We start from the raw sequence: 20,051 nt of genomic DNA on the forward strand, positions 1-20,051 counted from the left end.
GCCATGGGCCTGCATTTGAAAGAAGGCGCAGACGACGATCTGGCCGAGAACCACGAAATCAACGTCACGCCGTTCATCGACGTGATGCTGGTGCTGTTGATCATCTTCATGGTGGCCGCGCCGTTGGCCACTGTGGACATCAAAGTCGACCTGCCCGCCTCGACCGCCAAACCGGCGCCGCGGCCGGAGAAACCGGTGTTCCTCAGTGTCAAAGCTGACCAGCGCCTGTTCCTCGGTGACGACGAAGTGAAAGCCGAAACCCTCGGTGCCACCCTCGACGCCAAGACGCAAGGCAAGAAAGACACCACCATCTTCTTCCAGGCCGACAAAGGCGTGGATTACGGTGACCTGATGAGCGTGATGGACAGCCTGCGCGCCGCCGGTTACCTGAAGGTTGGTCTGGTCGGTCTCGAGACGGCAGCCAAGAAATGATCACGACGCGCCATAAGCTGACGCGTTACAGCGGTAGCCTGGCCGTGGTGCTGGGTGTGCATGCGCTGGCCATCGCGCTGGCGCTGAACTGGACTGCCCGCCCGCCCATCGAATTGCCGCCGCAGGCAATGATGGTCGAGCTGGCCCCGTTGCCTGCCCCGCCACCGCCGGCTCCGCCGAAAGTCGTCACACCGCCGCAGCCACCGGCTCCGGTGGAAGAATTGCCGATTCCGAAACTGGCTGAAGTACCGAAAGCGGAAATCGCGGTACCCAAACCCAAGCCGAAGCCCAAGCCAAAACCGCCGAAGCCGGTCGAGAAAAAGCTGCCCGAGCCGCCGAAGGAAAAACCTTCCGAGGAAAAACCGGCCGATACTCAACCGACCCAGGCGCCAACGGAGAAATCCGCCCAGCCGGCACCGGGCCCATCGCCAGCTCAAGTGGCGGCCAAGGCCAGTTGGCAAGGCGCCCTGCTGGCGCATCTGCAGAAGTACAAGAAGTACCCGCAGAGTGCGCAGTCGCGGGGCAAGGAAGGCTTGAATCGTCTGCGCTTCGTGGTTGATGGCGAAGGTAATGTGCTGTCGTTCGAACTGGTGGGCCGCTCTGGCAACGCTGATCTGGACCGGGCCACCCTGGACATGATCCGCCGCGCGCAACCGCTGCCAAAGCCGCCGGCCGACATGCTCAACAACGGCTCGATCGAAATTGTTGCGCCGTTTGTTTATTCGCTGGAGCGTCGCCGTTAAGCAATATCGCAATCTGTGGGAGCGAGCCTGCTCGCGAAGAGGTCGTGTCAGTCAGCACATTTTTGCCTGACCCACCGCTTTCGCGAGCAGGCTCGCTCCCACAGGGTTCAGCGTAAACAGGGAGAGGCACCGAAAGGTGCCTTTTGCGTATCTGCCAGCGGCAAACCGTCCTCGACCGGTGTCGCACTCAGCCCGCAGTCTGATAACGTGCGTCTATCGATTGCAGCCGGTATGCTTGGCGCGCATCTTCATGGACGCTTGCTATGACCCTCACAGAATTACGCTACATCGTTACCCTCGCCCAAGAGCAGCATTTCGGCCATGCCGCCGAGCGTTGCCACGTCAGTCAGCCGACGCTGTCGGTGGGCGTGAAGAAACTTGAAGACGAACTCGGTGTGCTGATTTTCGAGCGCAGCAAAAGCGCCGTGCGCCTGACCCCGGTCGGCGAAGGCATCGTCGCCCAGGCGCAGAAGGTCCTGGAACAGGCCCAAGGCATTCGCGAACTGGCCCAGGCCGGCAAGAATCAGCTGACCGCGCCGCTGAAAGTCGGCGCCATCTACACCGTCGGCCCGTACCTGTTCCCGCACCTGATCCCACAACTGCACCGGGTCGCCCCGCAGATGCCGTTGTACATCGAAGAAAACTTCACCCACGTGCTGCGCGACAAACTGCGCAACGGCGAGCTCGACGCGATCATCATCGCCCTGCCGTTCAACGAAGCCGACGTGCTGACCCTGCCGCTTTACGACGAGCCGTTCTACGTGCTCATGCCGGCGCAGCATCCGTGGACCAAGAAAGAGTCCATCGACGCCGGCCTGCTCAACGACAAGAGTCTGCTGCTGCTCGGTGAAGGCCACTGCTTCCGCGATCAGGTGCTCGAAGCCTGCCCGACCCTGACCAAGGGCAACGACGGCGCCAAGCACACCACGGTCGAATCCAGCTCGCTGGAAACCATTCGCCACATGGTCGCGTCCGGCCTGGGCATCTCGATCCTGCCACTGTCGGCAGTGGACAGCCATCACTACGCCCCCGGCGTGATCGAAGTGCGCCCACTGACCGCGCCGGTGCCGTTCCGCACCGTGGCGATCGCCTGGCGCGCGAGCTTCCCACGGCCGAAAGCCATCGAGATCCTCGCCGACTCCATTCGCCTGTGTTCGGTGGCCAAGCCTGCCGCGCCGGTTACGGCCGGTTAAGCGAGCGTCATGACGGAGCTGTCGCAAGTGTCGGTGACGGCACTCAAGGGTGTCGGCGAGGCCATGGCCGAGAAACTGGCCAAGGTCGGCCTGGAGAATCTGCAGGACGTGCTCTTCCACTTGCCGCTGCGTTATCAGGATCGCACCCGCGTGGTGCCGATCGGTGCGCTGCGGCCGGGACAGGACGCCGTGGTCGAAGGCACCGTCAGCGGCGCCGACGTGGTCATGGGTCGCCGGCGCAGCCTGGTCGTGCGCTTGCAGGACGGCACCGGCGGGCTCAGCCTGCGCTTCTACCATTTCAGCAACGCGCAGAAAGAAGGGCTCAAGCGCGGCACGCGGGTGCGCTGTTACGGCGAAGCCCGGCCCGGCGCCTCAGGCCTGGAAATCTACCACCCGGAATACCGCGCGATCACCGGCGACGAACCGCCGCCAGTCGATGAAACCCTGACCCCGGTCTATCCACTCACCGAAGGCCTGACCCAGCAGCGCCTGCGCCAGCTGTGCATGCAGACCCTGACACTGCTCAAGCCGAGCACCCTGCCGGACTGGCTGCCGACCGAACTGGCCCGCGACTATCAACTGGCGCCGCTGGCCGATGCGATCCGCTACTTGCACAATCCGCCCGCCGACGCCGATGTCGATGAGCTCGCCCTCGGCCATCACTGGGCGCAGCATCGCCTGGCTTTCGAAGAACTGCTCACCCATCAACTGTCGCAGCAGCGTCTGCGCGAAAGCATGCGCTCGCTGCGCGCGCCAGCGATGCCGAAAGCCACCAGGCTGCCGCCGAAATACCTGAAGAACCTCGGCTTCAGCCCAACCGGTGCTCAGCAGCGCGTCGGCAATGAAATTGCCTACGACCTCAGCCAGCACGAACCGATGTTGCGCCTGATTCAGGGTGACGTCGGCGCGGGTAAAACCGTGGTTGCCGCCCTCGCCGCGTTGCAGGCGCTGGAGGCCGGTTATCAGGTCGCGCTGATGGCACCGACCGAGATCCTCGCCGAACAGCACTTCATCACCTTCAAGCGCTGGCTCGAACCGCTGGGCATTGAAGTCGCGTGGCTGGCCGGCAAGCTCAAGGGCAAGAATCGCGTCGCCGCGCTGGAACAGATTGCCAGCGGCACGCCAATGGTGGTCGGCACCCACGCGCTGTTTCAGGACGAAGTGCAGTTCAAGAACCTTGCGCTGGTGATCATCGACGAACAGCACCGCTTCGGCGTGCAGCAGCGTCTGGCGTTGCGGCAGAAAGGCGTCGGCGGGCGCATGTGCCCGCACCAACTGATCATGACCGCCACGCCGATTCCACGCACACTGGCGATGAGTGCCTACGCCGACCTCGACACCTCGATCCTCGATGAATTGCCGCCCGGGCGAACGCCGGTCAACACCGTGCTGGTCACCGACACCCGCCGCGTCGAAGTCATCGAGCGAGTACGCAGCGCTTGCGCCGAAGGACGTCAGGCCTATTGGGTGTGTACGCTGATTGAAGAATCCGAAGAGCTGACCTGCCAAGCCGCCGAAACCACGTTCGAAGACCTCACCGCCGCCCTCGGCGAATTGAAAGTCGGGCTGATTCACGGGCGCATGAAGCCGGTCGAGAAAGCCGCAGTGATGGCCGAGTTCAAGGCCGGTAATCTGCAACTGCTGGTCGCCACCACCGTGATCGAAGTTGGCGTCGACGTGCCCAACGCCAGCCTGATGATCATTGAAAACCCCGAGCGCCTCGGCCTCGCGCAACTGCACCAGTTGCGCGGTCGGGTTGGTCGTGGCAGCGCGGCCAGCCACTGCGTGCTGCTCTACCACCCGCCGCTGTCGCAGATCGGCCGTCAGCGTTTGGGCATCATGCGCGAGACCAACGACGGTTTCGTCATCGCCGAAAAAGACCTCGAACTGCGTGGCCCCGGGGAAATGCTCGGCACCCGTCAGACCGGCCTGCTGCAATTCAAGGTCGCCGACCTGATGCGCGACGCCGACCTGCTGCCCGCCGTGCGCGACGCCGCCCAGGCTTTGCTGGAGCGCTGGCCGACTCACGTCAGCCCATTGCTTGACCGTTGGCTGCGCCATGGGCAGCAATACGGCCAAGTGTGAGCACCGTCGCAGTTTGTGCAGGATCGTTCCTACAGAGCTGGTTATACTCCTGCCATTGTTTCAAAAACGGATACAGACCATGACCGAAGCTGCTCTCGTCCCCGAATCTCCGCAAGCTCCGTCTGTTATTCGGCTGCTGCTCAACAAGCTGGGCGTTGCCTACGAAGAAGTGCTCGACCACCACGGCCTCAATGCCTCGCGCAAGGTGCAGGCCGTGTTGCTGGACGATGCCGTGGGCGCGTTGATGGTGTTGTTTCCACAGAGCCAGTTGCTGGATCTCAACCGCCTCGCCGAACTCACTGGTCGCCGTCTTACAGCCGTGTCCACCGAGCGCCTGGAAAAGATGCTCGGCAAACACAATCTGAGCCTGCTGCCGGGCCTGCCGGCGCTGACCAGTTCGCCGTGCCTCTACGAAGAAAGCCTGCTGCGCGAGCCGAAGCTGCTGATCAACTCCGGCGAGCCGGGCCTGCTGCTGGAAATCAGCAGCGAAGACTTCAAATCGATGCTGACCAAGGCCAGCGCCGCCAACTTCGGCGAAGCCCTGAGCAGCATTCGCCCGAACCTCGACCGCCCGGACGATGACCGCGAGGAAATCACCCAGGCCGTGCAGGCGTTCACCGCGCGGCGCATTCAGCAACGTCTGGAAGCGACCATCGAGATTCCGCCGCTGGCCGAAACCGCGCAAAAAATCATCAAGCTGCGCGTCGACCCCAACGCCACCATCGACGATATCACCGGCGTAGTCGAAACCGACCCGGCGCTGGCCGCGCAAGTGGTGAGCTGGGCGGCGTCGCCCTACTACGCCTCGCCGGGCAAGATTCGTTCAGTGGAAGACGCGATCGTCCGCGTACTCGGCTTCGATCTGGTGATCAACCTCGCGCTGGGCCTGGCCCTCGGCAAGACCCTGAGCCTGCCCAAAGACCACCCGCAACACACCACGCCGTACTGGCAGCAATCAATCTACACCGCCGCCGTCATCGAAGGCCTGACCCGCGCCATGCCGCGCGCCCAGCGCCCGGAAGCCGGCCTGACCTACCTCGCCGGTCTGCTGCACAACTTCGGTTACCTGTTGCTGGCCCACGTCTTTCCGCCGCACTTCTCGCTGATCTGCCGTCACCTGGAGGTCAACCCGCACCTGTGCCACAGCTACATCGAGCAACACCTGCTCGGTATCAGCCGTGAACAGATCGGCTCGTGGCTGATGCGCTACTGGGACATGCCGGATGAGCTGGCCACCGCCCTGCGCTTCCAGCACGACCCAAGCTACGACGGCGCCTACGCCGAATACCCGAACCTCGTTTGCCTGGCCGTGCGCCTGCTGCGCAGCCGCGGGATCGGCTCCGGGCCGGATGAAGACATTCCGGATGCGTTGCTCGAACGCGTTGGTTTGAGCCGTGACAAAGCCAACGATGTCGTCAGTAAAGTGCTTGAGGCTGAAGTGCTGCTGCGTGAACTGGCTTCGCAATTCAGCCAGGCATAAAAAACCCGCGCTCACGGATCATTCTTTTTCCTGAGCGCGGGCAATTGCAGCTTCGTCATTTATCAAGCAATGAAGCGTGCGATCCATCCGCTCTTAGGCAGACTCAGCCGGTCTCGCCAATATTCACCGCACATAACAATTTTATTTTGCCCGGTAACTTGCACATTCAGAGTCGACTCCAGCCTCTCTGACGTATTAACTGTTACATAGCCACCGCTGAACTGCGTGTCAGGCTCGCCAGTAAGCTTGTAACGTGCACAGACGGCATGCATCTCGTCAGTTACGAACGCCCCGCCGCTGGTGCCGGCGACAATCAGCTTGCTTTCATCTGGGTTATCAAACGTACAACTCGTCCAGTTTTGGCCGATTTCAGGCACAATTTTTGTAAATAGAGGCTGACCATTATTGAAAAGAGGGTGAGGTGAGCCATCCGCACTGAGCACGACAATCACGCCCTCACCATCAAAAACCCCTTGGCCATCCTGGCCTCCAACCAGAGCAATTATTCCGTCCTTTTTTCTTACAGCAATATCGCGAAACACCGGCAGCCGATCAGACTTCACGATGAACTCGCCGAACTCATTGTCCCGCGTTCCATGTTCAGTGAAGCGCACAGCATAAGTCCCGAAGGTGCCTTCATCATCAAAGTCGCCATACACCACCAAGCCACCGTCTACATGAGCGGCCACTCCGCGGGCGGCGTTATCACCTGTCGCACCCAGCTCAGCCAATTCAACAGTGGCCGAACCGATTTTGTTGAAAGTGTTGTCGAAACTGCCGTCAGGATTGAGTCGCATGACCAAGCCTTTAGTTTGCTGTGAAGCATGATCAAAACCGAAATAAACCAGAGCCACTTTGCCCCCTGGCAACTCGATACCGGACGCACCAGAGCTGGCGCCGCTCTGGATTGCAGACTTTTCATGCCCAGGTATATTTTGGCGTGCACGAGCTGCCGTTAGCGCTCCATCAAGTGGTACGGGCCCTGAACCGTACGGAAATTTGGCGACACCGCCTTCACCGAATTTATCGTTGAGTCGCCCGTCTGGCAGGAGCTGGATAAGCACAAAACCGTTCTCACCATTCGGAGGGCGTGTACTGTATTCGACCGTAATCAGTACCCCTCCGTTACTCAGCAAGTTTGCGCCAAACTTCCCTGATAAAAATTTCTCCCCTGTCGAAATTCGCGCAAATCCTTGCTGGTTCTCGCCAAACCCGGTGCCAACATCAAGCTCGCCATGGTCCGTGAGCCGTGCGACTACGAAGCCGGGGAAAATACCTAATTCATTCGCCACGACGAACAGTCGGCCGTCAGGCAACGGAAGAACAACGTGCGGAGCAATGCTGATAAACTCGGGAAATTCCCAATTGAGTATGCCGTCAGCGGCAAATGTTGAATCAAGCTCACCTGCTTGTATGGTCATGTTGATAACTCTCCAATCCGGATAAGTCCCTTTACTGCTGGACATCTCGATCAAGCATCATTATGCAAACAAAAACACCTGTCATTTCTGACAGGTGTTCAGGGCCTTATGTGCCAATTTACCGACTTATTGAGCCAAACAATCACACTGGAAAGATGGTGCTTCAAGTCTTGGGCTTGGCCTTCCTCGGCACCAAATACTTCATCAACCCCTGAAACCACATCACCAGCGCCGGGTTACCCTTGAGCTGAATCGACTTGTCCTGAATCCCCTGCATAAACGCCAACTGCTTGTTCTTCGCCTGCATCGTCGCAAAGCCATAACCGGCATCTTTAAACGCAATCGCAAACGCCGGCTCCGCCACCACCCCAGACTTGCTGGTGATGCGCTGATCCTTGACCACGAAATGCCGCGCCACTTTCCCATCCAGCGTCTGCAACTGAAACACCAGATCCTTGTCACCCAACTGCTGCTGGAACGCAGGATTTGTCCGGCTGGCCTTACCCATCAACAAACCCATCATCCACAGGAGAAAACGAAATTTCATGCGCACAGCCTCAAAAGGAAAATGAACGGCCGGGGCAGTGTAAGGGATTCGGACGATAACGCCAGTATCTGACTCTATTGGAAGAGGATGCAGACCATTTCCCGCACGATGACCGCCAAGTCACGATTCCGCAAGCAACGTCCTACACCTGTTGAAACACATCCCTGTAGGAGCTGGCGAAGCCTGCGATCTTTTGATCTTCCGCCCCGCGAATCTATGGGAAATTTCCCGCAAAGTGCGGGGCTGTCCATGAACTAGGCGAGTTGGTGCGGTGGGGATAGGCTCTGTGGGTCGCCGCAAAATCGGTGATACGGACGTGCAAGTCCGGTTCAGGTGCACAATCGTTAGTGGCGTTTCGCCGAGCGTTTTCCTATGCTCCCGATCGTTATGGCGGCTGTGCGTCGGAGACCTTCGGGTCTGCCGGGTTCCTGAACCGGTCTTGCACACCAACGCACAGCTGCCACCTATTCGAAGTGCAAAGCGAATTGGTGTCGGCCTCATAACTTCAGGAAGCTGCACCATGATCAAACCAACACCCAATCCCCCAGAAAACCCCGATATTTCGCCCTACGAATCTCTGGAATCAAAGAAATTCCACGAAGCCGCCGAGCGCGCCCTCGACCACCATTTCAAACCAGCCGTTGAACCACATCCCAAACGCGAAACCGGCCTCTTCAAACTCTCCCCCGGCACCGACGCCGAAGCCCTCATGGCCAACGCCTCCGAAGACCTCCTGTCCATCAGCGTCATCGCCTGCGACCTCGCCGACGACCTCCACGGCTCCCGCCGCTCAGTGGCGCTGGCCCTGAGCAGAATGGCGGACGGGGTGAGATTGATGGTGGAAGGGACGCTCGACCAGATTGAAGTGCGAAGCGTGGCGGCCAAGCCGTAGTGAGATTGGTGAATGAAAAAAAAGGGGACGTTAAGTCCCCTTTTTCAATATTCCCTGCTTCACCACTGGCAGCCTGTTTCAGGTTTCGAATCTACGTTGTAATCGTTTTCAAACGAATACTTCTTTGCAGATTTGTAATTCGTATACGTCATCGCATCAACCCGGCCACCCTGAGTGACCATCTGATACTCACCTGTCAGTGCGCCATCAACTACTTCAACCCAAGTTGTCGTGTACTGGTAGGGCCGGCCATACACGAGTTCTTCTTGTTCAGTACTGCGATGAACCAGCCCGATTGCCTTTTTCGACTTGCTGTACTTGACGCCAGCACCGCTCCATTTGGCGACAGAGTCGTAATAGGTTCGGAATTCAAAATTTATGGGTTTGCCTTCGTAGGAGCGGAAGCAAAAAACCTCGGTCGTGACCTCGCTATGAGCCGCCAGAGGAACGAAAACGAGCAACGCGGAAAACAATGCAGACGAAAATTTCAAACCGAACATTCCTTTAGCGGTTCATGGGTAATAAAAAACACGCTTTCAGCAACTCAACGAACGCTGGTCACGCCTCGGGCGCCATAGCACTGCGCTCACCCACCCTCGACGGGATCTTCGAAGCCTTCCCCGCTTCAGACATTCGCGATGAGTATTGCTTGTATGCCGCCACCGCCCGCTCTTTATCGTTCACGGCCCAATAACTGTCAGCGAGATTCAGGTAAGCAACCGTCCTGTTTGGGTGGTTGGCAATCACTGCATTGAGCAACTCAATCGACTCAGCGTAATAACCCGCCTCGCCCAGTAAAAACCCAAGGTCGTTGGACCAGCCGGGACGCTGCGGGTAGTAGTACTTTGCGACGATATAGCTATCCGGGGGACAAGTGTCATGCGAGCCACCGCCCATCAACGCGTAGCTCATCGTATCCTTGAAGGAAGAGTCATCACCCTTTCGGTAGGCTGCCAGCGCCATATCCAGCAGATCAGCTGAATCGACAGTCATCAATTTCTTTCTAACGCCCTCAATACTGCCAATACGAGCAACCTGCAGCTTCTGCAGCGCTTCACGCCCATCGAAAGAAGCGAGAGTGATGGGGCCCAATGTCTGCACCGGCAACTCCACTACGCTAACAAGCGACCGGTCACAGGAGTCGTTGTTCGCCACTTCCAGCAGAGCTTTCAGCTCAAACTGCTTTGAACCTTTGTTGAAGGCGAACAACAGGTTGAAGTTGTAAACCGCGTTATCTTCCTCGCTGGTTACCAGCGCGATGTAATCCCCAGCCTCAACGAACGGTTGCTTGACCACAGCTTCCTCAGCCTGTGGATCAATGACGGTCATGACGCCAGGGCGACCTTTGAGTACATGGACGCTGAAGACACCCTGAAGAGCGGACGAGTACTGACTCTTGATCAGAGGCAGCGCCTTCGACGTATCGAGCAAAATTTCCTCATTACGTGCCTGCACCGGCGCGATCAACAACCGATTGGAGGCCTCGTCCGCATCTCCTGCCAGAACAAATACGTTTTGCCGTGATGCATCACCCAACAAGCTAGCCGGAATTTCCTTGAGGACTTGGGGCGCAGCAAGCGCGGGAGAACCCGGTACAGCGAGACAACAAGTTAGAGCGCAGAGAACGCTCTGCAATACGCGTTTCACTTTCTTCAATCCTTGATTCAATCAAATGATGTCCAAATACGTCCCAATTGAGCCCCGATTAGGCACCGGGTTCAGGCGCGCCGCATTTCAGCTCTTTGATTTGCTCGTTCTTGATCGGAATCACACAAGCAAGGCGCTTCTCTCCGAGCCCACGAAGCTCCGTCAAACTGAGCGTCACGTGCAACCCATCCTCGGCAAACACATGATCCTCAAACCCGGCATCGGCATAGTCCGTCCAAAATGCCTTGCCCTCGAAACTGCAAAACCGCTTGGAGGACAGCACTCTCCAACCGCCGTTGGGCGCCAGTATCTGGACCGTCAGGCATGGGCTGCCAAAGGTGCTGACATAACGTGCCACGACATCGCCGAAGCGCTGAGAGCCGGACAGGTACACCTTGTTGAGATCGACCACATTACCCGGCTCATCAGCGACGATTGTGTCCAGGTAGGCCGCACGCTCCAGACTTATTCTGGCCATGCAGTTGCTGATCGTCGTGACATGCGCTGCCACCCCAGGCTCGATTTCCGTGGCTTCAAGCGGGCACGTGGTGTCGCGTAGCTTGATCCAGGCGCGCTGGGATTCTCTGGCCAAGGCGACCAGCGCCTTACCCTGCTCAGGGTCGCGCCGTTGTTGAGCCTCAAACCGTCCCAGCAGCTTCTTGTAGCTGGCATTGAGTTGTGTGTCGGCTTCTTTGCGAGCTGCCTCCACACACCGATCGACCTGGGCGCTAACGGTGATTTCTTTACAGTCGTCCTCGGCTATCGCGCAGGAGGCAAACAGGCATCCAAAGGACAACGCGATAAAACGCGCAAACATGTTCAATTTTCCATTCCCTGAATGACGGATCGCTCAACGACACGTTGAGGTATTTTCTGCGTCTTGCCGTCGGCGCTCATCGCGTCGCGGTACTGGCTGTAATAGCGCTGCGCTTCGTCCTTGCGATCGAGACGCCAGAGTGAATCGGCGATGTTCAACATCAGTACCGTCCGTTTACCAACGGCCTCAACGCCGCGATAAAACTTCAGCGCCAACTCATCTCTACCGCCCTCGGCCAAATAGAAGGCCAAGTCGTTGAAAGCTTGAACATTGCGCGCCGGTGGGTGACAAGCCATATAGGACTCTGGACTTATAGTGCGAAGATTGAATTCGAGTTCTTCCACGCGAGATTGCGGCATCTCAATATTTGAGATCTTCTTCAATAAGTCCTTTGGAGACGGCGTCTGCATGACGAGGTCAGACGCATCCTCTTCTCCGGAAGTCCACCGATTGCCCTCCCACTTGCCGTAGCAAAACCTGGCTACGTGCTGACTGAGCACGCAACCGGTCTCCATCGAAATGACCCCGCAACCAGTTTCCTCTGTCGGGATTTCTTCACCCTCTTGGCCAATGACAACGCCATACAGAGTCTGAAGGAGGAGCAATGTTTTCTTGTCGGGACTTAACCAAGCCTCATGCGTTTCAGTACCCACCGCGGGTACATAGAGGGGAAACGTTTTTCCATTGGCGGTAATCGAGGCAACCGCCGACTCCGCAGCAGGCCTGCCCCATGTCTTGTCCTTCAGCGTCACTAAGTGCCCGCCAACCCCCACGATCTGAATATTTTCAGACAAGGCATTGGCTGAAGCTAACAGGCCCATGACAAACATCAACCGCTTAAGACTGCCCGCGAGAAGACGGATCATCCACTCACTCCTCATCCATCGGCGATGATTCCACGTCGGTCATGCTCAGCAGTCGAAATTCATTGTTCACAAATTCGTAGTAACGGTCCCGGTTACCACTTTCCAACGCATTCCCTTGGGCATCTTCTTCGCCGTCGAGCGTGATGCCGGAGACGATGATCAAGCGGCTGTCGGGCTGGTAAACCATGCCGAACGTGCTGCCGTCGTAAGCATTCGGCAGACCGCCAACCACTTCACCGGTCTGGGCGTCCAGCACTTCGCCGCAAATCGCGCTGCCGCCACAGCCGAGCCTGTGAAGGATGTAATGGCCGGCGAAGTTGACCTTGCCTTTCAGGGCTTGCACCCGTGCCTGATCCATCATTGGGCTGCTGTTCTCTTGCGGCACCAGCTTATGGTTGGGGCCGGTGAAAACGGGCGTGACGGTGTAATCCTTGAAGACTGGATCGGCAGCGAATGCCATGGACGCGGCAGCCAATATCAAGCTGCCGAGAAGAACCGAAAATCCTTTCACGCTGTAGCTCCGTCGACGTAATGCATTTTCGGGATGTTCATTCGAAGGCAATGACGCGCACCGCTTTCTTGATTTGCTCGAACCCTTCGTTGCTGATCGCCAGCGGGGCGGATGAACCCGATTCCGCCGAGCCAATCAGCACGTCTTTGCCCCTCAGCAGGCAAAAAGCGACGCGGGTTATGTGCCGTCGTGACTTGTCGTGGAAACCGAAAATGAATCCCGAAGAGTTCTCCCCGCCCCATTGCTCAAAGGTATAGGTGTTCGCACGACCGGCCAGCGAATTGGGCACCCAGCCCTGATCGGTAAGGGTCGCCGGACACCTGCGGTCGTTGTCGTCACGCAGGATTTGCACCGCAAACGCATCGTCTTCCGGGGGTTTCCAGTCGGTGAGAAGCGAAAAGTACTCCGAGTTTTCACACATCAAACCAAACCACGGCTGGCTCAGGTCGCCGTGTTTCTCGAAGTGCCAGTCGGCACCACTCGACGTCTGCGCTTGCCACAAGCCAGGAGCGCTGGACGGTTTTGGCAGTTGTTTGGCTGCGATAAATACCAAATAGAAATCGTCGAACTTCAGCCATTGGTTCTGCAGCAGCGGCATGGAGAACCGACACGAACCCATGTCTACAACTGTCTCGGTCGGGCCTTGCGCAACCGGCGACTGGCCGGGCTCGTTACCGACCAACACAGCACTTGCGGCAGTCACATAACCCACCTGTAAAAGCGCGACCAGACCAAAGATCAATTCGCGGAGGTATCGTAGTTTCACTTCGCATCCTTCGAATTGATCAATTCCAACTCCCCATCCCGATACACCACCTCACACCCCACCCACGCCGGATCCACCTGCGGCATCACCGCCGACGGCTTGCGCAACTCCCGCAACAACGTCGAGCCATGCGACAAGCGCCCACCCATCCGCGCAATCACCGCCCGCGCAGTTTGGTAGTGTGCATGCCGCCCGGGATCGAGGGTGTCTTCGAGCAAGATGTCGGCGCCGAGGATGCCCTGCACCTGCCCCGGATAAATCATGAACCCGGTCGCCAGCTCCGCACCTTCACGACCGTCCTGCCAGAAGCTGCCGTCGCGGGTGCGAATGTCGGGGTGCGGTGCAAACCAGTGCTCGCGATCCGCCAGCGGCATGGCTTGGTGCAGGCGGAAGAAGATGCGCATCAGGTTGTCGCGGTACCATTCGCGCACTTGCAGGTAGTAGCCGCGCAGGCCCGGCAGGCCGGTGGAATGGGCGAGGCGAATCAGAGCTGGCCATTGCGAGAATACCTGTAACGGCAACTCAGTCGCCCTAGGCCGAGGCGTAGCGGGATCGGTTTCCCACGGCAATCGATGCGGACTGTTTTCAAGGTTGTCGTAAGCGGTTGGCGGGCGGCCCAGCCAATCGCCGCCACTGCTGGCCAGCGCCGTGGCAATGCACAGATTGCCTTGCACCACGAATACGTAAAACCGGGTGAACCAGTCCGCGAGTTGTTGGCCATCGGCACTCTGGGCGACGAGTTCGGCCAGTTCCCGATCGAAGCGCTGCAAACCATTTTCAAGGTTCAGCAAATGCCCGCGAGCCTTGCGTTGCATACGCAAAAACAGCGGCAACGAACGCAGCATCTTCAGCGGTTGCCACGGCAGATGTGGCGTCGCGCCGCCAACTTCACCAGCGTAGTTATCGGCGCTGATGCCCCAGTCGGCCAACCGGGCGAGGAACAAATCATTGTTGATGTAGGACGCGCCGCCGAACACTGCGGTGAACGGCTCGTTGTCCTGCAACACCCGCGCATCCCAACGCGCCATGATCGCCGGAATACTCGCGGCTGCTCGGCGCTGGGCGTATTCCACTAGCACGCTCGGTTGCGGCGGCAGGATCTCGGCGATGTTCGCGGCGGTCAGGTGTCTGCGCCAGCCGTAATCGCTGATCGGCCGGTATTGCAGCAGCCACAGTTGTGAGCCGTCCCAGGCCCATTCGACATCGCCGGGCACGTAGTGGAACACGCGCAGTACGTCTTGCAAAAAGCGCCAGAGCAGGTCTTCGGTCAAACCGTGGGACGGCGTGAACGTGCCGCTGCGCCAGGCATCGCCGAGCCGCGAAAGCGTTGCCCGCGAGGGGCTGACGTGACCGTCGGCCAGCGATTCGAGATGGCCTTCCACCCACTCAAGTTCTACCGAGAGATGGCGCACGAAAGCGATGCCGGAAACGACCGGCGTGATGAAGCGCTGCACCACCACTTCCTCGACACCTTCGGCCGTCAGTTCGGCAATGCGTTTCGGCACATTGGCGGACGGCTCGCGCAGATAGGTGGTGCTCAAACCGGCATTCGCCGAGTCGGCCTGATCTTCACCGTAACTGGAGGATCGCACCGCCCAGGTCACATCAGGTTGGGCGACGAGAAATGCCGGCAGACGCGGATCGGTGCAATCGTTGAGGGTCAGCGCTGCCGGTACCGCTTGCCGGGCCAGTTCAGCCAGGCGCAAACGCCCACCCTTGGTGTGCGCGACAAACCCGCGCTCGCCCGACTCCAGCCACTGCGCGAACTGCGCAGGCGAGTCGATCCACGGGTAATGACCCCAACCAGATTTGAGGCTGATGGTCAGATCAGCGCGCGCAAGAATCGCCGACCACGCCGCCGCTTGCTCGATGCCGAGCACCGCGTCCTGATCGCCCCAGACCAGCTCGACCGGATCGGTGATCCACTCCAGCAGCGGCAGCGCAGTGTCGGCGCGAACCAAATCCCAGTGCGGTACGAACGCACGGCAGCGCGCATAACCGGCGCCCATGCGCTGGTACTGCGCGGGTGTCCAAGTCTGGTTGGAAAACTTGCGCGCGAACAGCGTGGGTTTGTTCGACAGCAGCCAGTGGATGGTCTTGCGGATCGGAAGCGGCGACATCAGTGCCGGTAACAGCCGCTGCCACAAAAACGCACCGACCGGCGCCAGCAAAACACTGCGGGAAAAGTGCCCGGGCCGACGTTGCAACGCATGCAACACCAGCAACGCATTGACCCCGACCGCCATGATCGCACTGCCCTGCTGTGTCATCGCCAGCAAGGATTGCGCGTAGTCCGCCAGATCCTCGCAAGGCGGCTGCGAATTCGCGCCGAAGCCCGGCAACTCCAGCGGCACCACGTCGTAGCGCTGGAAGTGTGGCAGCGCGTCGTCCCACCAATCGGCAGCGCTACCGTTGCCGGCCAGCAGGTATATCAACGGCTTGCTCATGAGCGATCCTCAGGTCAGATCGCGCAGAGCGGCGTCGAGGGTTGGATAACGGAATGTGTAGCCGGCCTCGGTCAAACGCTGCGGCACCACGCGCTGACCGTCGAAGAACAGCTGCGCCATCTCCCCCGCCATTGCACGCACTGGCGCGGCGGGAATGTGCAACCACACCGGGCGTTTGAAGACCTTGCCGGCCTGCTCGGAGAACGCTGCCTGACTGACCGTTTCGGGCGCGACCATGTTGTAGGTGCCACGCAGAGTGTCGTCGTTGAAAGCCCGCGCGATCACCTGAAGCACATCGTCGCGATGCACCCAGCTCATGATCTGCCGACCATCGCCCATGCGTCCGCCGAAGCCCAGGCGAAACGGAATCAGCAACGGCGTCAACGCACCGCCCGGGCCGAAGACCACGCCGAGACGCAGCACCACCTGACGCACGCCGAACTCCGTGGCCGGTTGCGCGGCGGCTTCCCAACCCGCACAGAGTTCGGCCATGAAACCCTCGCCTTTGCTGGCGTGTTCGTCGAGGTTTTCACTGGCGTCGCGCACGCCGTAGAAACCGATGGCGGAGGCTTGAATCCATAGCGCTGGTTTGTGCTTGGTGTTTTTCAGCCAGGTCATCAGCGCTTCGGTGGTGCCGACTCGGCTGGCGAGCAGTTGTGCCTGACGCTTGGGAGTCCAGCGTGGGCCGGCGACAGGGGCGCCGGCGAGATTGATCACTACGTCGAAGGTGTCGTCGTGGCTGAGTTCGTTGAGAGAATGCACGCAGCGGACGCGGCCGTTGAATAGATTGGCCGCGTTCAATGGATCGCGCGTCAGTATGCTGACCGAGTGGCCGGCGGCGAGCAGTAGGTTGACCAAGGCTTCGCCGATAAAACCGGTGCCGCCAGTGATCAGCACGCGTTTGAAAGCGCCGCCGGCAAACGGGTTGGATTGGCTCGGAGTCTTTACTGAAGGAGATTTCCGGCGGTCATGCCGATACAGCCAAAACAGTGGCGGCAACAACACCAGCAATGCAAAACCATCTAGCCATAGATGCGACCAAACCTGTTGTTGCGCTGAGAGCCACATGTCCTGCGGCGCCCATAACAGGATGCCGGCGCTCAACCAGCCCCAGACTGCCGGGGCTTTCAAGCGATTGCCCAGGTGCACCAGCGCGAGCATGTACAGCGAATAACTTTGCAACGTCGCGCCGAACAGCGCGAGCCACCAGACCTGTTGATCGTGTCCGGCCGCGGGCACCGCATCGGTGCCCCAGAACGACAGTTCGAGGACTTGCAGGTAGCCATCGAGCAAGCCGGAGTCACCGGCCCAGGTCAGGGTAAGACCGGCGAGGATGTGCGTGATCGCAGCGGCATATAGCCAAAGCACCAACGCTGGGCGAAGCGAGGAAGAAGAGGCTGGCATTCCGTGTCCTGAGCGCATTCCTTGGGGGTGGGGAGTTTAAAGGAAAATCGGGGCGTCAGATGCTCAAGCGTTAAACGTTTTAGCGTGAGGGATTCAGACAAAACTTGTGCAAAACCGCCTCAAACAGCCCCGAAATTCAAATGCAGTGGCTGGCTTTGATCGGCGCCGTGGCTGACGATCCCAATCGCCCCACGTTGAAGACGCCCAACTGGTCACCTTTGTCAGCCGACATTTGATAACAGGCTAACGCCCGCGATATATCCTTCGTTCCCAACTCCCCACCCTCAAAGGTCGAGGCTAGGTAATTCATCGCGTCCGTGGAGCCCATGGTAATCGCTCGAATAACCTGCTCTTCTGCCTGCTTGGGATGGAGGCAGGGGCCGTTATAGTCAGTGGAGTTTCCTGAACAAAGAAACGTCGCATAGCCCATGGCACCCTTTGGTATTTTCGAAGCCGCTTTGAATAAAGCCTCAACCTTAGGGGTTTCCAATTGAGACGCCATTTGCGAAAGACTCAGGCTTGCCGCCGACAGGCTCGCCTGTGCATCACCCGACTCTGCAGCACACACAAAATTCTCCAGGGACGCTTCAATCAGCTCCGCAGTCAGCCGGTATTGCTCAAGAAACCCCAGCCCACCTAACGCTTCGGCACGCTGATAACAAAAGTTTTCGGCGCGGCTCATTCCAGGGTTATCTGTTGTAACAAGATCCTTGTCGCTGATCGACCAGTCCTCAATCCCCTCAAGCACCCAGCACGCCTGACGAGAGAAGTTGAAGATCTTGATATTGCTGTTGCCCGCCCGCTTATCCACCACGTTGACGTGACTGTCGTCGACCTCTTCGATCTCGACTCCAGGCGTTTTGCCGGGTGTGATGGCGGCCATCAGCGGGTAGGTGAAAGTAGCCCCACTGACACCCGAGGTCGAAGGCTCAAAGGTACTTCGATCCTTCGCCGCTACCGGTTTCAACACCAGCGACTTGACCGTCATTGCAGTGAGACGGCGTTGTGATTCGCCGTTGGCGGAAAACGCCGCAATGAAAGGCGCGAATTCCTCCGAGGGGCAAGCGTCCCTGGTGGGAGCCGTCGACGAGTTCTTGTCGGATGCAAGAGCAGGGACAATCTTGTCCAGATACGCCGAGCGCTCACGACTCATTCTGGCGATGCACGAGTTAACCGCGAACACATGCGCCGGCATCCCCGTCTCGATTTCGAATGCCTCCAAAGGGCAGTTCGCATCGCGCAATTTCAGCCACGCACGTTGCGACTCCTTGACCTTCGCCGCGTACTCCGCGCCCAACGCCGGATCTGTTCGATAGTCAGACTCAAGCCGCGTCATCAACTGCTTGTAGCTGACGTTCAATTGCGCATCGGCAGCCTTCGTCGCCGCCTCCGAGCAGGGCACCATTTCCAGGCTTGAGGTGACATGGCTGCAGTCGTTCTGCGCATAGGCCGCTGAAACTGGCAGCAGCAGCGCGGCTAGCAGGGTTAAAACAAAACGGTTCACTATGTTCATCCTTGAGTCATTCAGGCTTTGCGTTTGGTGAATCGGGTGATGCATTGCTTGGGGATGTTCATTTCCCAGTAAGTGCTGAGCAACGCTTTGCGTTTTTTGTCGACGCGCAGATTAACGAAGTCGTCGCCGCAGTCCGGCTGTAACTCTTCGAAGGTGCCGGTTTTGGCTTGGTAAACGAATACCCGGTAGTAGTCGTACGTGCCCATGCCGTCATCCAGCTGCCAGATCGCGAAATCCTGGCCGCCGTCGAAATTGAAATCGTCGAACTGCATGTGGAGTTCGTTTTCGGCTTCAAAATCGATGGTTCGCGACTCGCTGTGCGTTTCGCTTTTAACCGCGATGTTCAATGTGGAGCCCTCGAGACCCAGCGTAGCGTTGACGCCGTCGGTGGGACTGAATGTGGTGGTTTCGGCTAACACAGGGAAGGTCCACATCAGAGCGAGCAGTGATACCGCTAGAGTTTTGACTGGCATGTACGGTCCTACTTCCATTTACGTTCGGTTTAACTGTTTTTTCATTTCCGGTTTTAAGCAAAAAACTGTAGTGGAAAATTGCGGCAGACCACTTCTCGTCCGTTACTGAGGAGTGGTCCTCCCAATATTATTCTTGAGTGCTTAAAGGTTTTCTTTCAGCTCTGTGCAGTCACTCGCAACGGCGAGGATTTTACGCGTACCATCATTAAGGACACACACAGGTTTTTCAAACCTACCTCGCATTTTCTGACAAACAGCGTCACCTGCTTTCTTATAAACACACTGTTCGCCGGAAATGATTAACTCCTTCCCTGGCATCAAAGTAATAACTTTAGAACCATCAATACGGTAGATATTATCGTAGATTGAATCACCAGCCTGCTGAACATCTTGATAATTTCCGTCCTTTAGTTCTGAAGCACCAGCAGGAATATCTCCGATATAGTGGGCTTCTCCGCCATTAGCTGGAGCAGCAAAAATCATTATTTGAGCATTTAAGCCCATATCGTCACTCGTCGGATAAGAAAATATGATCGATTTATTTTCCGCTCCTTGCGCTTGTCTAACGATATAATCTGACCGACATCCGCGATCAGTATTGTTAACAAAAAAGACTTCCTCTTCAAAAGAAAGAATCAACCTAGCCGAATCAGAACTCTGACCACGTTCTTTGCATATTAGGCTATGCTCAGCTGAGCCAGAATAAGCGGCGCCACTATAAACAAACAAAAGCAATATAATTAATCGAATCATCCGACTGACCTCAGAAACGAAAAAAAGGGGACAGACCACGTTTTTCGGAAAATCGTGGTCT

Annotated in this window: 19 protein-coding genes; 6 read left to right on the forward strand and 13 right to left on the reverse strand. The window is 58.2% G+C overall.

Annotation, left to right across the window (positions count from 1 at the left end):
- Positions 1–3 precede the first annotated feature (3 nt).
- The 5 genes from exbD to ACYSTU_RS06260 all read left to right on the forward strand — a co-directional run bounded on the left by exbD (position 4) and on the right by ACYSTU_RS06260 (position 5,933).
- Positions 4–432 (forward strand): TonB system transport protein ExbD, encoded by a 429-nt coding sequence (gene exbD / locus ACYSTU_RS06240; RefSeq protein ID WP_016772535.1) that lies wholly within the window; start codon positions 4–6, stop codon positions 430–432.
- Entirely contained in the window at positions 429–1,175 is a 747-nt protein-coding gene (locus tag ACYSTU_RS06245) for a TonB family protein (RefSeq protein WP_498996836.1), read from the forward strand. The genes exbD and ACYSTU_RS06245 overlap by 4 nt, the downstream gene beginning before the upstream one ends.
- A 263-nt stretch (positions 1,176–1,438) precedes the next feature.
- On the forward strand, positions 1,439–2,368 hold the full coding sequence (locus ACYSTU_RS06250) for a hydrogen peroxide-inducible genes activator (protein WP_024014805.1): 930 nt from the start codon (positions 1,439–1,441) through the stop codon (positions 2,366–2,368).
- A gap of 9 nt (positions 2,369–2,377) precedes the next feature.
- Positions 2,378–4,453 (forward strand): ATP-dependent DNA helicase RecG, encoded by a 2,076-nt coding sequence (recG, locus tag ACYSTU_RS06255; RefSeq protein ID WP_024014806.1) that lies wholly within the window; start codon positions 2,378–2,380, stop codon positions 4,451–4,453.
- Between the two features lie 79 nt (positions 4,454–4,532).
- Positions 4,533–5,933, forward strand: coding sequence for an aminoacyl-tRNA deacylase and HDOD domain-containing protein (locus tag ACYSTU_RS06260; RefSeq protein ID WP_041476626.1), 1,401 nt, complete (start codon positions 4,533–4,535; stop codon positions 5,931–5,933).
- A gap of 62 nt (positions 5,934–5,995) precedes the next feature.
- Here the strand turns inward: ACYSTU_RS06260 and ACYSTU_RS06265 are convergent, their stop codons facing one another.
- Positions 5,996–7,354, reverse strand: a complete 1,359-nt coding sequence (locus tag ACYSTU_RS06265) for an NHL repeat-containing protein (protein ID WP_498996841.1) — start codon at positions 7,352–7,354, stop codon at positions 5,996–5,998.
- Positions 7,355–7,517: 163 nt separating this feature from the next.
- The gene (locus ACYSTU_RS06270) at positions 7,518–7,901 is read right to left on the reverse strand and encodes a helicase (protein ID WP_016772529.1); all 384 of its coding nucleotides are present in this window, start codon (positions 7,899–7,901) and stop codon (positions 7,518–7,520) included.
- Between the two features lie 520 nt (positions 7,902–8,421).
- On the opposite strand from ACYSTU_RS06270, the gene ACYSTU_RS06275 reads away from it, so the two are divergent.
- On the forward strand, positions 8,422–8,793 hold the full coding sequence (locus tag ACYSTU_RS06275) for a DUF6124 family protein (RefSeq protein WP_122698716.1): 372 nt from the start codon (positions 8,422–8,424) through the stop codon (positions 8,791–8,793).
- Positions 8,794–8,852: 59 nt separating this feature from the next.
- On the opposite strand, the gene ACYSTU_RS06280 is transcribed toward ACYSTU_RS06275, so the two are convergent.
- The 11 genes from ACYSTU_RS06280 to ACYSTU_RS06330 form a co-directional block, all read right to left on the reverse strand.
- Positions 8,853–9,284 (reverse strand): hypothetical protein, encoded by a 432-nt coding sequence (locus ACYSTU_RS06280; protein ID WP_122698804.1) that lies wholly within the window; start codon positions 9,282–9,284, stop codon positions 8,853–8,855.
- Positions 9,285–9,351: 67 nt separating this feature from the next.
- A complete protein-coding gene (locus ACYSTU_RS06285; protein WP_498997219.1) occupies positions 9,352–10,440 on the reverse strand; it encodes a tetratricopeptide repeat protein in 1,089 nt (362 codons plus the stop codon).
- Positions 10,441–10,498: 58 nt separating this feature from the next.
- Positions 10,499–11,257 carry a lysozyme inhibitor LprI family protein gene (locus ACYSTU_RS06290; protein WP_498996845.1) on the reverse strand — a complete coding sequence of 253 codons (759 nt, stop codon included), beginning with the start codon at positions 11,255–11,257 and terminating at the stop codon, positions 10,499–10,501.
- Between the two features lie 2 nt (positions 11,258–11,259).
- Complete coding sequence (locus ACYSTU_RS06295) at positions 11,260–12,123, reverse strand: tetratricopeptide repeat protein (protein WP_498996848.1); 864 nt, start codon at positions 12,121–12,123, stop codon at positions 11,260–11,262.
- A 4-nt stretch (positions 12,124–12,127) separates the two neighbouring features.
- Positions 12,128–12,583 (reverse strand): hypothetical protein, encoded by a 456-nt coding sequence (locus ACYSTU_RS06300; protein WP_217879869.1) that lies wholly within the window; start codon positions 12,581–12,583, stop codon positions 12,128–12,130.
- An 88-nt stretch (positions 12,584–12,671) separates the two neighbouring features.
- A complete protein-coding gene (locus tag ACYSTU_RS06305) occupies positions 12,672–13,376 on the reverse strand; it encodes a hypothetical protein (RefSeq protein WP_498996851.1) in 705 nt (234 codons plus the stop codon).
- Between the two features lie 20 nt (positions 13,377–13,396).
- Positions 13,397–15,847, reverse strand: a complete 2,451-nt coding sequence (locus ACYSTU_RS06310; protein WP_498996853.1) for an alpha/beta hydrolase — start codon at positions 15,845–15,847, stop codon at positions 13,397–13,399.
- A gap of 9 nt (positions 15,848–15,856) precedes the next feature.
- The gene (locus tag ACYSTU_RS06315; protein WP_498996856.1) at positions 15,857–17,251 is read right to left on the reverse strand and encodes a TIGR01777 family oxidoreductase; all 1,395 of its coding nucleotides are present in this window, start codon (positions 17,249–17,251) and stop codon (positions 15,857–15,859) included.
- A 136-nt stretch (positions 17,252–17,387) separates the two neighbouring features.
- On the reverse strand, positions 17,388–18,755 hold the full coding sequence (locus ACYSTU_RS06320) for a lysozyme inhibitor LprI family protein (RefSeq protein WP_217879038.1): 1,368 nt from the start codon (positions 18,753–18,755) through the stop codon (positions 17,388–17,390).
- 20 nt (positions 18,756–18,775) lie between these two features.
- Positions 18,776–19,237 (reverse strand): XAC2610-related protein, encoded by a 462-nt coding sequence (locus ACYSTU_RS06325; protein ID WP_093096903.1) that lies wholly within the window; start codon positions 19,235–19,237, stop codon positions 18,776–18,778.
- A gap of 141 nt (positions 19,238–19,378) precedes the next feature.
- Positions 19,379–19,990 (reverse strand): hypothetical protein, encoded by a 612-nt coding sequence (locus ACYSTU_RS06330; RefSeq protein WP_498996861.1) that lies wholly within the window; start codon positions 19,988–19,990, stop codon positions 19,379–19,381.
- Between the last annotated feature and the right edge of the window lie 61 nt (positions 19,991–20,051).

The organism is Pseudomonas glycinis (assembly GCF_054871425.1).

Bases quoted from the DNA above. Each gene is read 5' to 3' on its own strand.
- ACYSTU_RS06275 (WP_122698716.1), top strand. From the start codon at position 8,422: ATGATCAAACCAACACCCAATCCCCCAGAAAACCCCGATATTTCGCCC.
- exbD (WP_016772535.1), top strand. From the start codon at position 4: ATGGGCCTGCATTTGAAAGAAGGCGCAGACGACGATCTGGCCGAGAAC.
- recG (WP_024014806.1), top strand. From the start codon at position 2,378: ATGACGGAGCTGTCGCAAGTGTCGGTGACGGCACTCAAGGGTGTCGGC.
- ACYSTU_RS06310 (WP_498996853.1), bottom strand. From the start codon at position 15,847: ATGAGCAAGCCGTTGATATACCTGCTGGCCGGCAACGGTAGCGCTGCC.
- ACYSTU_RS06245 (WP_498996836.1), top strand. From the start codon at position 429: ATGATCACGACGCGCCATAAGCTGACGCGTTACAGCGGTAGCCTGGCC.
- ACYSTU_RS06290 (WP_498996845.1), bottom strand. From the start codon at position 11,257: ATGTTTGCGCGTTTTATCGCGTTGTCCTTTGGATGCCTGTTTGCCTCC.
- ACYSTU_RS06250 (WP_024014805.1), top strand. From the start codon at position 1,439: ATGACCCTCACAGAATTACGCTACATCGTTACCCTCGCCCAAGAGCAG.
- ACYSTU_RS06260 (WP_041476626.1), top strand. From the start codon at position 4,533: ATGACCGAAGCTGCTCTCGTCCCCGAATCTCCGCAAGCTCCGTCTGTT.
- ACYSTU_RS06270 (WP_016772529.1), bottom strand. From the start codon at position 7,901: ATGAAATTTCGTTTTCTCCTGTGGATGATGGGTTTGTTGATGGGTAAG.
- ACYSTU_RS06300 (WP_217879869.1), bottom strand. From the start codon at position 12,583: ATGGCATTCGCTGCCGATCCAGTCTTCAAGGATTACACCGTCACGCCC.
- ACYSTU_RS06315 (WP_498996856.1), bottom strand. From the start codon at position 17,251: ATGCCAGCCTCTTCTTCCTCGCTTCGCCCAGCGTTGGTGCTTTGGCTA.
- ACYSTU_RS06330 (WP_498996861.1), bottom strand. From the start codon at position 19,990: ATGATTCGATTAATTATATTGCTTTTGTTTGTTTATAGTGGCGCCGCT.
- ACYSTU_RS06295 (WP_498996848.1), bottom strand. From the start codon at position 12,123: ATGATCCGTCTTCTCGCGGGCAGTCTTAAGCGGTTGATGTTTGTCATG.
- ACYSTU_RS06265 (WP_498996841.1), bottom strand. From the start codon at position 7,354: ATGACCATACAAGCAGGTGAGCTTGATTCAACATTTGCCGCTGACGGC.
- ACYSTU_RS06325 (WP_093096903.1), bottom strand. From the start codon at position 19,237: ATGCCAGTCAAAACTCTAGCGGTATCACTGCTCGCTCTGATGTGGACC.